General features: G+C 71.9%; 10 protein-coding genes. 7 read left to right on the plus strand and 3 right to left on the minus strand.

The window, feature by feature from the left end; translation table 11 throughout:
- The first annotated feature begins 2 nt into the window (after positions 1 to 2).
- Genes OG514_RS15745 through OG514_RS15765 form a run of 5 tightly spaced genes read left to right on the plus strand, consistent with a single transcriptional unit; the run spans position 3 to position 7,120 of the window.
- The gene (locus tag OG514_RS15745; protein WP_266895038.1) at positions 3 to 797 is read left to right on the plus strand and encodes a TIGR03084 family metal-binding protein; all 795 of its coding nucleotides are present in this window, start codon (positions 3 to 5) and stop codon (positions 795 to 797) included.
- Positions 797 to 2,488 carry an acyclic terpene utilization AtuA family protein gene (locus OG514_RS15750; RefSeq protein ID WP_266895039.1) on the plus strand — a complete coding sequence of 564 codons (1,692 nt, stop codon included), beginning with the start codon at positions 797 to 799 and terminating at the stop codon, positions 2,486 to 2,488. Before OG514_RS15745 ends, OG514_RS15750 begins: the two co-directional genes overlap by 1 nt.
- On the plus strand, positions 2,485 to 4,083 hold the full coding sequence (locus OG514_RS15755; RefSeq protein ID WP_266895040.1) for an acyl-CoA carboxylase subunit beta: 1,599 nt from the start codon (positions 2,485 to 2,487) through the stop codon (positions 4,081 to 4,083). Before OG514_RS15750 ends, OG514_RS15755 begins: the two co-directional genes overlap by 4 nt.
- Before the next feature lie 8 nt (positions 4,084 to 4,091).
- Entirely contained in the window at positions 4,092 to 5,990 is a 1,899-nt protein-coding gene (locus OG514_RS15760) for a biotin carboxylase N-terminal domain-containing protein (protein ID WP_266895042.1), read from the plus strand.
- Entirely contained in the window at positions 5,987 to 7,120 is a 1,134-nt protein-coding gene (locus OG514_RS15765) for an acyl-CoA dehydrogenase family protein (protein ID WP_266895044.1), read from the plus strand. Before OG514_RS15760 ends, OG514_RS15765 begins: the two co-directional genes overlap by 4 nt.
- Before the next feature lie 46 nt (positions 7,121 to 7,166).
- Here OG514_RS15765 and OG514_RS15770 read toward each other — a convergent pair whose 3' ends face one another.
- Positions 7,167 to 8,825 (minus strand): VCBS repeat-containing protein, encoded by a 1,659-nt coding sequence (locus OG514_RS15770; RefSeq protein ID WP_266895046.1) that lies wholly within the window; start codon positions 8,823 to 8,825, stop codon positions 7,167 to 7,169.
- A gap of 265 nt (positions 8,826 to 9,090) precedes the next feature.
- On the opposite strand from OG514_RS15770, the gene OG514_RS15775 reads away from it, so the two are divergent.
- Positions 9,091 to 9,567 carry a hypothetical protein gene (locus OG514_RS15775; RefSeq protein WP_266895048.1) on the plus strand — a complete coding sequence of 159 codons (477 nt, stop codon included), beginning with the start codon at positions 9,091 to 9,093 and terminating at the stop codon, positions 9,565 to 9,567.
- A 37-nt stretch (positions 9,568 to 9,604) separates the two neighbouring features.
- Here OG514_RS15775 and OG514_RS15780 read toward each other — a convergent pair whose 3' ends face one another.
- Together OG514_RS15780 and OG514_RS15785 are read right to left on the minus strand one after the other, a co-directional pair.
- A complete protein-coding gene (locus OG514_RS15780; RefSeq protein WP_266895050.1) occupies positions 9,605 to 10,411 on the minus strand; it encodes a sporulation protein in 807 nt (268 codons plus the stop codon).
- 103 nt (positions 10,412 to 10,514) lie between these two features.
- The gene (locus OG514_RS15785) at positions 10,515 to 10,910 is read right to left on the minus strand and encodes a RidA family protein (protein ID WP_266900862.1); all 396 of its coding nucleotides are present in this window, start codon (positions 10,908 to 10,910) and stop codon (positions 10,515 to 10,517) included.
- A 136-nt stretch (positions 10,911 to 11,046) separates the two neighbouring features.
- Between OG514_RS15785 and OG514_RS15790 the strand changes: the two genes are divergently transcribed.
- Positions 11,047 to 12,018, plus strand: a complete 972-nt coding sequence (locus tag OG514_RS15790) for a YafY family protein (RefSeq protein ID WP_266895052.1) — start codon at positions 11,047 to 11,049, stop codon at positions 12,016 to 12,018.
- The last annotated feature ends 94 nt before the right edge of the window (positions 12,019 to 12,112 follow it).

Here is a 12,112-nt window from a genome sequence, read left to right on the forward strand (position 1 = left end):
CCGTGTCCGACCCCGTCGTCGTCCTCGACGACCTGCGTGACGAGAGTGACGAACTCGACCGTCTCGTCGGTGAGTTGAGCGAGGAGCGGTGGGGTACGCCCACCCCCGCGCCCGGCTGGACCGTCGCCCATCAGATCGCGCACCTCGCCTGGACCGATCGTGCCGCGCTTCTCGCCGCCACCGACCCCGACGCCTTTGCCGTCGAAGCCGGGAAGGCGCTCGCCGCTCCCGACCGTTTCGTCGACGACGGGGCCGAGGAAGGGGCGGCGCTGCCGGTCGCCGAGCTTCTCGCCCGTTGGCGCGAGGGGCGCGAGCGGCTTCAGGGCGCCCTTCGCGCGGTGCCGTCCGGTGCTCGTTTCCCCTGGTACGGGCCCCCCATGAGCGCCCCCGCCATGGCGACCGCCCGGCTCATGGAGACCTGGGCGCACGGGCAGGACGTCGCCGACGCCCTCGGGGTCGTCCGCGCCCCTACCGACCGCCTCCGGCACGTCGCCTGGATCGGTCACCGTGCCCGTGACTACGCCTTCCTGGTGCGGGGGCTCCCGGCGCCCGCCGAGCCGTTCCGGGTGGAACTCGTATCTCCTGGTGGTGAGTTGTGGACGTACGGGCCCGAGGGTGCCGCCCAGCGGGTCACCGGGACCGCCCTCGACTTCTGTCTGCTCGTGACCCAGCGCGTTCACCGTGACGACACCGCTCTCGTCGCCGCCGGTGCCGACGCCGAGCACTGGCTCACCATCGCCCAGGCCTTCGCCGGACCGGCGGGACCCGGCCGCGCGGCCGGGGCCGGGGAGGCCTGATGGTCCTCCGGATCGGCAACGCCTCCGGCTTCTACGGCGACCGTTTCGACGCCGTCCGCGAGATGCTCACCGGCGGTGGACCCGAGGGCGCGATCGATGTCCTCACCGGCGACTACCTCGCCGAGCTGACGATGCTCATCCTCGGCCGCGACCAGCTCAAGGACCCGTCCGCCGGGTACGCGAAGACCTTCCTGCGCCAGATGGAGGAGGGTCTCGGGCTCGCCCATGAGCGCGGGGTGCGGATCGTCACCAATGCCGGCGGCCTCAACCCCGCCGGTCTCGCCGACGCCCTTCGCGCGCTCGCCGCGAAGCTCGGTCTCCCGATCCGTATCGCGCATGTCGAGGGTGATCGACTCCCGCCCACAAGAGACGCGTTGGCTGCCAACGCCTATCTCGGCGGCGCCGGGATCGCCGCCTGCCTCGCCGCCGGGGCCGATGTCGTCGTCACCGGCCGGGTCACCGACGCCGCCCTCGTCACCGGGCCCGCGCAGTGGCACTTCGGCTGGGGTCCGGAGGAGTACGACAAGCTCGCGGGCGCAGTCGTCGCCGGGCACGTCCTGGAGTGCGGGACCCAGGCCACCGGTGGCAACTACGCCTTCTTCCGGGAGCACGATCCGGCGGTCTTCCGCCGTCCCGGCTTCCCGGTCGCCGAGCTCCACGAGGACGGCAGCGCGGTCATCACCAAGCACCCCGGCACCGGCGGCCTCGTCGACGTCGGTACGGTCACGGCCCAGCTCCTCTACGAGACGGCCGGTGCCCGCTACCCCGGCCCCGACGTGACCGCCCGCCTCGACACCGTCCGGCTCACCCGGGAGGGCCCCGACCGGGTCCGGATCGACGGCGTACGGGGCGAGGCGCCGCCGCCGACGCTCAAGGTCGGGCTCAGTCGGCTCGGCGGCTTCCGCAACGAGGTCGTGTTCGTCCTGACCGGCCTCGACATCGAGGAGAAGGCCGGACTCGTTCGGGCCCAGATCGAGGACGCGCTCGCCAACGGGCGGCCCCGTGAGGTCCGTTGGGAGCTGGTCCGCACCGACCGGCCCGACGCCGGAACGGAGGAGACCGCGAGCGCCCTGCTGCGGCTCGTCGTCCGGGACCCCGGCCCCGAGGCCGTCGGTCGCGCCCTCACCGGCGCCGCCATCGAGCTGGCCCTCGCGAGCTATCCCGGCTTCCACGTCACCGCCCCGCCCGGGAAGGGTGCCCCCTACGGGGTCTTCGAGACGGCGTTCGTCCCCGCCGCCGACGTCCCGCACACGGCCGTGCTGCCGGACGGGACCCGCGTCCCCGTCCCCGTACCGCCGAGGGCCCGCGATCTGGAGCCCGTACCCGAGCCGCCGCTTCCCGAGCCGCTCCCGTCCGGGCCCACCCGGCGCGTCCCCCTCGGCCGGATCGCCGGCGCCCGCAGTGGCGACAAGGGCGGCGACGCCAACATCGGCGTCTGGGTCCGCACGGAGGAGGAGTGGCGCTGGCTGGCCCACACCCTCACCGTGTCGAAGCTGGCCGAACTCCTGCCGGAAACCGTCGACTTGGCCGTCACCCGGCACGTCCTCCCGCATTTGCGCGCCCTCAACTTCACCGTCGCGGGAATCCTCGGCGAGGGCGTCGCCTCCCAGGCCCGTTTCGATCCCCAGGCCAAGGCCCTCGGCGAGTGGCTCCGCTCCCGTGAAACAGACATCCCGGAGGGACTCCTGTGACCGTCCTCGCCTCCGCTCTCGACACCGGCGGATCCGACTACCGGGCCCACCGCGCCGCCATGCTCGACAAGCTCACCACCCTCGACGCCGAGCATGCCAAGGCGCTGGCGGGCGGCGGCGAGAAGTACATCGCGCGGCATCGCAAGCGCGGCAAGATGCTCGCGCGGGAGCGCATCGAGCTGCTCGTCGACCCGGACTCCCCCTTCCTGGAGCTGTCGCCGCTCGCAGCCTGGGGCAGCGACTACGCGGTGGGTGCCTCCCTGATCACCGGTATCGGGGTCGTCGAGGGCGTCGAGTGCCTGATCACGGCCAACGATCCGACCGTGCGCGGTGGCGCCTCCAACCCGTGGACACTGAAGAAGGCCCTGCGCGCCAACGAGATCGCGTTCGCCAACCGCCTGCCCGTCATCTCGCTCGTCGAGTCCGGCGGCGCCGATCTCCCCTCCCAGAAGGAGATCTTCATCCCCGGCGGGGCGCTCTTCCGTGACCTCACGCGTCTCTCCGCCGCCGGTATCCCGACGATCGCGGTCGTCTTCGGCAACTCGACGGCCGGTGGCGCGTACGTCCCCGGCATGTCCGACCACGCCGTGATGATCAAGGAGCGGTCGAAGGTGTTCCTCGGCGGTCCGCCGCTGGTGAAGATGGCGACGGGGGAGGAGAGCGACGACGAGTCCCTCGGCGGCGCGGAGATGCACGCGCGGACGTCCGGGCTCGCCGACCACTACGCCGTCGACGAGGCCGACGCGCTGCGCCAGGCCCGTCGGATCGTGGCCCGGCTGAACCATCGCAAGGCCCACCCGGATCCCCGTGTCGGGGAGCCTCCCCGGTACGACGAGGACGAGCTCCTCGGGATCGTGCCCGGGGACCTCAAGACGCCCTTCGATCCGCGCGAGGTGATCGCCCGGATCGTCGACGGCTCCGACTTCGACGAGTTCAAGCCGCTGTACGGGCCGTCGCTGGTCACCGGGTGGGCGAGCCTGCACGGTTATCCGGTCGGCGTCCTCGCCAACGCGCAGGGCGTCCTCTTCGGCCCGGAGTCGCAGAAGGCCGCGCAGTTCATCCAGCTCGCCAACCAGCGGGACATCCCGCTCGTCTTCCTCCACAACACCACGGGGTACATGGTGGGCAAGGAGTACGAGCAGGGCGGGATCATCAAGCACGGCGCGATGATGATCAACGCCGTGTCGAACTCCCGCGTGCCGCACATGTCCGTGCTCATGGGGGCGAGTTACGGCGCCGGGCACTACGGCATGTGCGGCCGGGCGTACGATCCCCGTTTCCTCTTCGCCTGGCCGAGCGCCAAGTCCGCGGTCATGGGCCCGCAGCAGCTCGCCGGTGTCCTGTCCATCGTGGCGCGGGCGAGCGCCGTCGCGAAGGGGCAGCCGTACGACGAGGAGGCCGACGCCGGTCTCCGGGCGCTCGTCGAGGCGCAGATCGAGTCCGAGTCCCTGCCGATGTTCCTCTCCGGCCGGCTCTACGACGACGGGGTCATCGATCCCCGCGACACCCGCACGGTCCTCGGGCTGTGCCTCTCCGCGATCCACACGGCACCGGTCGAGGGCGCGCGCGGCGGCTTCGGCGTCTTCCGAATGTGAGGCCCCTCGTGATTTCCACCGTCCTTGTGGCGAACCGGGGCGAGATCGCCTGCCGGGTCTTCCGCACCTGCCGTGAGCTCGGCATCTCCACCGTCGCCGTGTACTCCGACGCGGACGCCGACGCCCTGCACGTACGGGAGGCGGACACGGCCGTACGGCTGCCGGGGGCCGCACCCTCGGAGACTTATCTGCGCGGCGACCTGGTGGTGAAGGCGGCGCTCGCGGCAGGCGCGGACGCCGTCCACCCGGGCTACGGCTTCCTGTCCGAGAACGCCGACTTCGCCCGGGCGGTGATCGACGCCGGCCTGGTCTGGATCGGCCCGCCGCCCGAGGCGATCGAGACGATGGGCTCGAAGACCCGCGCGAAGGAGATCCTCGGCATCGCCCCGCTGAGCGACGTCACCGGGGCCGACCTGCCCGTCCTGGTGAAGGCGGCGGCGGGCGGCGGTGGCCGCGGCATGCGGATCGTGCGAGAACTCGACGCGCTGGCAGCTGCGTTGGAGTCGGCGTCGGCGGAGGCGGTGAGTGCCTTCGGGGACGGCGAGGTCTTCGTCGAGCCGTACGTCGAGAACGGCCGGCACGTCGAGGTGCAGCTGCTCTGTGACACCCACGGCACGGTCTGGGCGCTCGGCACCCGGGACTGCTCCCTCCAGCGCCGACACCAGAAGGTCGTCGAGGAGGCCCCGGCGCCCGGCCTGCCCGCCGCGCTCGAAGCGTCCCTCCTGGACACGGCCGTCCGGGCGGCGAAGGCCGTCGGCTATGTCGGCGCGGGCACGGTCGAGTTCCTGGTCGCGGACGGCCGGGCGCACTTCCTGGAGATGAACACCCGCCTCCAGGTCGAACACCCCGTGACGGAGGAGGTGTTCGGGGTCGACCTCGTCGCCCTCCAGCTCGCCGTCGCCGAGGGCCGCGCACTGCCCCCGGAGCCCCCGGCCCCGCAGGGTCACGCGATCGAGGCGCGCCTGTACGCGGAGGACCCGGCGCGGGAGTGGGCGCCGCAGACGGGCGTCCTGCACCGCTTCGAGCCGCCCGAGGGCGCGCGGCTCCGCGTCGACACGGGGTACGTCTCCGGGGACACGGTCGGCGTCCACTACGACCCGATGCTCGCGAAGGTGATCGTCCACGCCCCGACCCGCGCCGAGGCGGTCCGCAAGCTCGCCCATGCCCTGGAGCGGGCCCGGATCCACGGCCCGGTCACCAATCGGGAGCTGTTGGTGGCCTCGCTCCGGCACCCCGAGTACGGGTCCGAGGACCACCTCGACACCGGGTTCTACGACCGGAACCTGGACGCGCTGACCCGTCCCCGGGAGGGCGAGGAGTACGCGGCGGCAGCCGCCGCCCTCGCCGCGGCTGCCGCCGACACCGGCCGCTTCGGCGGTGGTTGGCGGAACCTGCGTTCGCAGGACGAGACGCGGACGTACGGGGACCACGAGGTCCGCTATCGGCCGGCCCGGGGCGGCGGGTACGAGGTCACGGCCCCCGAAGGCGTACGGGTCGTCTCGGCGGCCCCCGATCGGGTACGTCTCGAAGTCGCCGGAGTCGTACGGAACTTCGACGTCACGGCGTACGAGGACGGCACCGTCCACGCCGGTCCGCACCGGCTCACGGCCCGACCCCGCTTCACCGACCCTCGTGAGCAGACGGCCCCCGGGTCCCTGCTCGCCCCCATGCCCGGCACCGTCGTACGGGTCGCGGACGGTCTCGCCGTCGGCGACCGGGTCGCCGCCGGGCAGCCGCTCCTCTGGCTGGAGGCCATGAAGATGGAGCACCGCGTCATCGCCCCCGCCTCCGGCACGCTCACCGCACTCCATGCCGCCCCCGGCCGCCAGGTCGAGGTCGGCGCCCTGCTCGCCGTCGTCTCGGACGACGCCACGACCGAAGCAGCACAGGAGGACCAGACCGTATGAGCACCATGATCGAAAGCGAAGAGCTGACCGCGCTCCGCACCGCGGTCTCCGCGCTCGGCCACCGGCACGGCCCCGGCTTCGACCGGGCCGCGCTGTGGGCGGAGGCGGGCAAGCTCGGCTATCTGGGCGTGAACCTGCCCGAGGAGTACGGCGGCGGGGGCGGCGGCATGGTCGAGCTGTCGATCGTCCTTGAGGAGGCGGGCGCGGCCGGTGCGCCGCTCCTGATGATGGTCGTCTCGCCCGCGATCTGTGGCACGGTCATCGCCCGTTTCGGTACGGAGGAGCAGAAGCGGGCCTGGCTGCCGGGTCTGGCGGACGGTTCGCGGACGATGGCGTTCGGCATCACGGAGCCGGACGCGGGCTCGAACTCGCACCGGATCACGACCACCGCGACCCGTACGGAGGAGGGCTGGGTCCTCAACGGGCGGAAGGTGTTCGTGTCGGGTGTCGACATTGCCGACGCGACGCTGATCGTGGGCCGTACGTCGGATGCCAGGACCGGGAATCTCAAGCCCTGTCTCTTCATCGTGCCGCGTGACGCCCCCGGCTTCCAGCGGCGACACATCGAGATGGAACTCGACGCGAACGAGAAGCAGTTCGAGCTGACGATCGACGACGTCCACCTGCCGGCCGACGCGCTCGTCGGCGACGAGGACGCGGGTCTGCTCCAGCTGTTCGCGGGGCTCAACCCGGAGCGGATCATGACGGCCGCGTTCGCGATCGGCATGGGGCGGTACGCCCTCGCGCAGGCGGTGAGGTACGCGAAGGAGCGCCAGGTCTGGAAGGCGCCGATCGGCGCCCACCAGGCGATCGCGCATCCGCTCGCCCAGGCGCACATCGAGCTGGAACTGGCCCGTCTGATGATGGCGAAGGCGGCGCAGCTCTACGACGCGGGGGACGACATGGGCGCGGGTGAGGCGGCGAACATGGCGAAGTACGCGGCGGCGGAGGCCTGTGTGAAGGCGGTGGACACGTCGGTGCACACCCTGGGTGGCAACGGCCTGACCAAGGAGTTCGGCCTGGCCCGGCTGGTCACGGCGGCGCGGGTGGCCCGGATCGCCCCGGTCAGCCGGGAGATGATCCTCAACTACGTGTCGCACCAGACGCTGGGGCTGCCCAAGTCGTACTGATCCGCGGTGTGGTCCCACGGCGAGGCCGTGGGACCACCGGACGGCCTCAGCTGATGTGCTCGTACTTCCAGCCCGTCGCGATCCGCACGCGCGGGGTGAACGTGGAGGCGCCGCGCAGGCCGGTGGCCGTGTAGCGGTAGACGTCGCCGCCCGGGGTGACGGCGACCAGATCGGCCCGCCCGTCGCCGTTCATGTCGCCCGGCGCGACCAGGTGCTCGTACCCGTCCCAGCCCGCGCCGATGAGGAACCGTGCGGCGAACGGCGCGGTGGGCGAACCGGTGCCCGGGTGGACGTACAGGCGGCCGTCGTACCGGGAGACCAGGTCGGGTCGGCCGTCACCGGTGACGTCCCCGGCGCCTACCAGCTTGTCCACCTTCCAGCCGGTGCCGATCTTCACGGCCGCGCCGACGCGGGTCGGCGTCTCGTACTTCACGCCCGGGTGGAGGAACACGGAGCCCCAGGCGTCCAGGCCGATGACGTCGGTCTTGCCGTCGCCCGTGACGTCCCCGATCGAGATCCGCGCGTAGTAGTCGCGGAAGACCGGGCTGCTGGAGATCATGTTGCCGTCGTCGCCCCACAGGCCGGCGTTGTTGGCGGTCAGCAGGGTGGCCCGGTCGTTGGTGTTCATCGCGTGGACGCTGGACGTGCCCCAGTGGTAGGCGTACTCCCCGGCCGCGCCGAACTGCTTGGGCGCGGTGAAGGTGCCGTTGGAGAGCGTTCCGTACGTGGCGGCGGTGCCGGTGGTGCCGACGACGAACAGGCCGTGCTTGCCGTAGGCCGGTACGCCGCCCTGGCCGAGGTAGTACGAGAGGTTCTGGCCGCCGCCGCCGTAGTACGTCCGCGTCCCGAACTTCCCGCCGCCGACGGAGAGGTACCAGTAGAACGCGCCGCTGGGCGTGCGGGTCAGCAGGTCGGCCCGGCCGTCGTTGTCGAGGTCGTCGGCACCGATGATCTGGTTGTAGGCGTTCCAGCCGCCGCCGATCCTGACGCGGTTCTTGAACGGGGCGGTGGCGGAGCCGGTGCCCTTGTAGAAGTAGAGGTCGCCGGCCGTGGTCCGGGCGACGATGTCGGCGATCGTGTCGCCGTCGACGTCGTTGGTGCCGACGAGCTGGTCGTAGCCCTGCCAGCCCTCGCCGACCTTGACGCGTGACTTGAACGGCCCCCCGTTGTAGACGGTGCCCCGCCCGGAGTACAGGTAGAGCGTGCCGTCCGGGGTACGGGCCAGCAGGTCCTGGAGTCCGTCCTTGGTCAGGTCGCCGGGGGCGAGGACCTTGTTGTAGATGTGCCAGCCGTTCCCCTGCCAGACGAGCCCCAGGTCGGTGGCGGTGGGGCTCTTGGTGGAGTGCAGCCGGAGCGTGCCGTCGGAGTGGATCGTCAGCAGGTCCGGGGCGTCGGTGCCCCACAGGTTGTCCGCGGACAGGATCTCCTGGGCGACGCTGCCGTTGAGGTCGTCGGAGCCGATCGTGAACGGCGCGCTGGTGCCCGTCTTCGACAGGACTATGGACAGCTTGCCGGTGGTGGCCGACCGGTAGACCCGGTCGCTCCGGCCGTCGCCGTCCCGGTCGAAGCGGGGCTTCGCGCGGGCCGTGGTGGCCGCCTCGGCCGTGGTGGGCGTGGGAACGACGGACAGCAGACCCACGCCGAGCGCGAGCGCCGTACAGCCCGCGAGGCGGCGCGTGAGGCGCCGGTGGTGCGTGTGGAGCAAAGCCCCTCCTGGGACGGGTGGTGGAGACGGGGCCCGAAGGCGTCCGGATCCTAAGGTCCGCAGGAAACGGAAAGGAAGATCCTTCGCGTACAACCTTTCACCGGCTCGGCCGTCAGGCTGTCCGGCCGTCTGACCTGGTACGCGCGGTCGGGGCGACCACGGGTAGTACCGGGGTATGACCTCACGTCTGGCTCCCCGGTGCGACGACAGCGGCGCCGTCGTGGCGCGACGGTACGGGCGTCAGCCAGTGAGAGCGAGGATCCCGATGACGACCCTGATCCGCCGCACCGTCCGCACCACGGCCCGCGCCTTCCTGGCCCTCCCGGTGGGCCTGGCAGCGGTCGCGTTGGCCCTGACCGGGCAGCCCGGCCGGGCCGCCCGGGTGCGGGCCCGGCTCACCGACGGCGACGGTGAGGGCGACGGCGGAGAGGGGGTGAAGGGCGGCTGGACGGGCGGCCGGGTGCTCGGCCGTGCCGTGCTCGGACTGCCGCTGGATACGGCGGCCTTCGTACTGGTCGGATACGCGCTGTTCAACTCGGTCCGGAACTTCGGCTACCCGATCTGGTACCTGGACACCGACTACCACCAGGCCTGGGGCGGCCCGACCATGGCCGGCGTCTGGGCGGTGCACGCCGGCGGCTGGCTGCTGGTCCTCGCCGTCCTGCTGCACTGGCCGGTGCGCTGGCTGGCCCGGGGCCAGCGGGCGCTGGACCGACGGATCGGTGCGGGCGCCCGCCCCTGAGGACCGCGACCCCCGCGGCCCCCGCGGCCCGGTCCGCTCAGCTCTCGTCCTCCTCCTCGGCGGCGTGGCTGCCGCCCAGGAGGACGACCTCGCCGATCCAGCGGCGTACCTCCTCGCCGAAGTCCACCCGGCCGACCTCGTGGTGGGCGGCCACGTAGCGCCGGGCGGGCGGCTTGCTCTTCCAGTTCCGTTCCTTGAGGGCGGCCTTGCGGAGGAAGATCTCGCAGCCGACCGCGTTGGTGTGGAAGTGCAGTTCCAGTTCCCGCGGGCGGTCCTGCCCGGCCTGCTCGTCGACCAGCAGGAGGCCCTGCTGCCGGTAGACGTGGTACTCGGTGCGGGGGATGGTCCCGTTGTGGATGCGCGAGGTCTCCAGGGCGTAGCCCTCGGCGGCGAAGGCGTCGAGGACCGCCTCGTGCAGGGGGAGCGCGGTGATGTGTACGAGGTCGTCGTCCGTCTGGGCCTTGATGCCCTCGGCGTCGACCTCGGTGTGCAGGCCCAGGTGGACCCCGAGCTTCTGTCCCTTCACCTCGGTCAGCGGGGTCTCCCACTTGAGCCGGTGGCGGAGGGGAATCCGCCTCTCCTCGCCCTTCTCCAGGGTGAAGTAGCCGCTCACGCTCGGGTAGTCGAAGGTGTCGCCGGTGTAGCCGTCACCGTCGCCCTTGTGGGCCACCGGCGCGTCGGTGACGAGCTTCAGGTAGATCGACTTCACCTCCACGCGGCGATCGGGCGCGCGCAGCACCACTTCCCCGCGCAGAAGGCCACCCGGCAGCGCAGGCTCGGACTGCACGAGGGTGTCGATTTCGAGCGGTATACCGCCCATGCCCAGAAGACGCTTGAAGACCATACGTGCAGGCTAACCGGCTGATGACCTTGCAGGGAGCGGAAGTTCGGGCTCCGGACGGGCCCGGACTCGTGCTCCGGACGGGCCCGGGCCCGGGCGTCGTCGCCTACCCGACGGCGGTGCCCTCCAGCTCGACCAGCTGGCCGGGGATCGCCAGCCGTGTCACCCCGAGCATCGTGGTGGCCGGTGCCACGCGGGCGGCGCCCAACCGCGCCGCGAGCACTCCGTAATGCGGAAAGAGCAGGTCGACGTCGGTCGTGTAGACGTTGAGGCGGACGAGGTCGGCGAGAGTCATGCCGGCCTCACGGAGCACCGCCTCCAGGTTCTCGATGCTCAGGGCCAACTGCGCCGCCATGTCGCCCTCGTGCAGGGGCTTGCCGTCGCCGCTCGTCGCGGTCTGTCCGGAGACGTACAGGGTCCTTGTGTGCCCGGAGACGAGCTCACCCTGGTTGAACCCCAACTCCTGAGACCACGTCACCGGGTTGATCGCCGTTCGCTCCATCGCCACATCAGCTCCATTCGTTTCATGGGTACTTCGTACGTCCGTCGGGCGCGGTGGCGCCCCCTCCGACGTCGTGCCGATGAGCCTTCCAACAAATCACGACACCCTTGGTCATGTATTCCGTTAGCGTTCCCGCATGCGCGCCGACCGGCTGGTCTCCCTGGTGCTCCTGCTGCGCCGGCACGGTCGGCTGACCGCGGACACGCTCGCCCGCGAGCTGGAGGTGTCCACCCGCACCGTGCTGCGGGACATCGAGGCACTCTCCTCGGCGGGCGTCCCGGTGTACGCCGAGCGCGGCCGGCACGGGGGTTTCTCGTTGTTGCCCGGTTTCCGGACCGAGCTCACCGGACTGAACCACGACGAGGCCCTTGCCCTGCTGACGGCCGGATCGGGGCGCGGCGAGCAGGTGCTCGGCCTCGGGTCGGCGCTCGCCTCGGCCGTGCGGAAGGTGGTCGACGCACTGCCCGAGAGTCATCTGGCCACCGCGAGCGACGCGGCCCGGCGCTTTCTCGTCGACCCGGAGACCGACCTCCTCTCCCGTCGGGCGGCCGTGGAGGAGGTGCCTGGCGCCACGATGGCCGAGGTTCGGCGCGCGGTGCTCGCCGGACACAAGCTGCGCATCCGCTACGCGGCCACGGGCCAGACGCCGCAGTGGCGCACGGTGGACCCGATCGGGCTGGTCACCGTTCGGGACCGGGGCTACCTGCTGGCCACGAGAGCCGGTGAGGACCGCACCTACCGGCTGTCGCGGGTGGAGGCCGCCGAGGAACTCCCCGAAGCGGCGGAGAGGCCGAACGGGGTGGATCTGGACCGGATCTGGCGGGAGCGCTCCGCGCGGTTCCTCGCCGACGGTCACATCACCGTGCTGGTGCGGGTGGACCCGGCCCGCCGGGAGGACCTGCTGGACAGCGCGGTGGCCGTCCGCGCGGAGGAGCCCGACGAGGACGGCCGGCTGCGGCTGGAGCTGACCTTCCAGGACGCGTGGCATGCCGAATGGGCGCTGTGGCGGCTCGGTACGGACGTGGAGGCCCTGGCCCCGCGGTCGTTGCGGATCTCGCTGCGCGACCGGGCCGCCGCGATCGTCGCCCGCTACGGAGACGCGCCCTGAGGCGGAGGGAGCGTGTCTGCGACGGCCGCCGCTCCTCCCACGAATCATGCATGCGTGCTTGATTGTTTCGGTGGAGTGCTGACAAGGTCTCCCC

The sequence above is a fragment of the Streptomyces sp. NBC_00572 genome, from assembly GCF_026341815.1.
Taxonomy (GTDB): domain Bacteria; phylum Actinomycetota; class Actinomycetes; order Streptomycetales; family Streptomycetaceae; genus Streptomyces.

What these genes read in the sequence shown, in the direction of transcription:
- OG514_RS15765 (WP_266895044.1), top strand. Translation starts at nt 5,987, where the DNA reads ATGAGCACCATGATCGAAAGCGAAGAGCTGACCGCGCTCCGCACCGCG.
- OG514_RS15750 (WP_266895039.1), top strand. Translation starts at nt 797, where the DNA reads ATGGTCCTCCGGATCGGCAACGCCTCCGGCTTCTACGGCGACCGTTTC.
- OG514_RS15775 (WP_266895048.1), top strand. Translation starts at nt 9,091, where the DNA reads ATGACGACCCTGATCCGCCGCACCGTCCGCACCACGGCCCGCGCCTTC.
- OG514_RS15785 (WP_266900862.1), bottom strand. Translation starts at nt 10,910, where the DNA reads ATGGAGCGAACGGCGATCAACCCGGTGACGTGGTCTCAGGAGTTGGGG.
- OG514_RS15790 (WP_266895052.1), top strand. Translation starts at nt 11,047, where the DNA reads ATGCGCGCCGACCGGCTGGTCTCCCTGGTGCTCCTGCTGCGCCGGCAC.
- OG514_RS15780 (WP_266895050.1), bottom strand. Translation starts at nt 10,411, where the DNA reads ATGGTCTTCAAGCGTCTTCTGGGCATGGGCGGTATACCGCTCGAAATC.